The sequence below is a fragment of the Enterococcus ratti genome, assembly GCF_001886195.1.
In the GTDB taxonomy this organism is placed as follows: Bacteria; Bacillota; Bacilli; order Lactobacillales; family Enterococcaceae; genus Enterococcus_B; species Enterococcus_B ratti.
This window is the reverse complement of the sequence record NZ_JXLB01000050.1, coordinates 1-1867: the sequence shown is the minus strand read 5'-3', so window position 1 is coordinate 1867 and position 1867 is coordinate 1. Positions and strand designations below refer to the sequence as shown.

At 32.6% G+C, this 1867-nt stretch carries 1 protein-coding gene; it reads right to left on the bottom strand.

What is annotated here, in order from left to right:
* Nucleotides 1-580: 580 nt before the first annotated feature.
* Nucleotides 581-1867: immunoglobulin-like domain-containing protein (locus RV14_RS11565; RefSeq protein WP_342714787.1), on the bottom strand; the 1287-nt coding region annotated here is incomplete at its 5' end.

Here is a 1867-nt window from a genome sequence, read left to right as displayed (position 1 = left end):
ATTTTTTTCTGCTGCATAAACCAATGAAGTGCCTGCACTAACAGTGCTTGAAACAAGTACTAGCCCTGCCGCTGATGCAGCCAGTAATTGTTTGCGAATTTTTTTCGCTTTTGTGAGATTTTTTTTCTTTGACATTACTAGATTCTCCTATCTTTAATTATTTGTGAAATAAATACTTTAAAAATAAGAAAGAAGATAGCAAAGAAGCTGGTTCTTTCTATTGCTTATGCTATCAAAACAGGGAACAATCTTTTTTTTTCTATTTCATTCTTCATTTCTTTTTCCATTAATTTAACCAATCTGATTATTTCTTTTTATCGTTGAAAAATCTATTATAAGGCTATTTTTTATTCCTTTCATTTACGACAAAAAGATATATTACCTTTGTTATCGGTTACAAAAATTTAATTTTGAATAAATAACAACGTCTATTGATATTTATTTAATTTTTTCCTAATGAAATAAGAAAATAAGAAAATAAGCGAATGTGTTTATATTTTTTCCGAAATAAACATTCCATTTATAAAAAAATGCTTGAAGCAATCCTTTTTGACTGCTTCAAGCATGCTAATTTTTATACTTATTTTACTGGGACTTCAACAGAAACTAATTGTTTACCGTCAAAACTTAAACTTTCGATTGTAAATTTATCCGTAGCTGCTGGAATTTTATTCCCAATATAAACTTCAAATTGGTTTCCTTCTTTTAACTTAAAGCCAGGTTTATACTCTTTTCCTGCAACTGTTAATTTAAATGAACGAATATCGCCTTTGTAAGAACCCGTTAAATATTCGGCATTTCGAGTATATTCATTTGGAATTAACTCAGGTTGTGCCACTGAAACCGGTTGAGTCACTAAAACATTGCCTGAGCGATCCAAGGCTTCTAATGTTACTGATTTGGAATTAGCAGTAATCCGATTGCCGATATATACTTCAAATCTATTACCATCCGTCACTTTAAAACCGGGACTATACACTGTACCATCTACAGTTAATTTGAACTTCTTAATCCCACCTTTAAATGTTCCTTTCATGTATTCATTGCCACGAACATATTCATCAAGAGCTAAAGATGGTGCTTGAACTGTGACATCTTGTGAAACAATTTCTTTGCCGTATGCATCTAAGCCCACCACTTTGACAGTATTTACGTTTGCTGGAACTTTATTGCCAATGTAAATTTCAAATTTGTTTCCATTTAATTTGAATCCCGGCATATTTACGTTACCGTTAATCACTAATTTGAATTTTTTAATTCCTTTTCCTTCAATAGTTCCTGTCATGTATTCATTACCACGAATATATTCATCCATATTTAATTGTGGTTTTTCTACTGTTACGTTTTGTTGCGCAAGCGTTTTTCCTCGTTCATCTAAAGCTTCTAGTTTTACTACTTTTGAATCCCCTGTAACTTTGCTACCGACATACACTTCAAATTTACCCTTTGTTAATTTAAAGCCAGGATTATACACTTTGTCGTCCACCGTTAAACGGAATTTCTTCGTCGTACTTCCTGTATAAGAACCAGTCATATATTCATCACCAAGGCTAAATTTATCGACAGTTAATGAAACGTCTTGAACTTGTACCACTTGGGAAGCTACTTGTTGACCGGCTGGATTAAAGGCTTTTAACGTAAATTCTTTTGTTCCTGCAGGCACACGATTTCCAATATATACTTCAAGTTTGCCATTCACTAATTTAAAGCCAGGTTCATATGTTTTGTCACCCACAATTAATTGGAATTTTTTGATATTCCCAGTAATTGTCCCTGTCGCATATTCATCCCCTAGCGTATAAGGATTAAGTGTAAATTTCTCTTTATTTCCTGCTTCAAGTGCTTGTTGTGCTTTTTGAATTTTTGC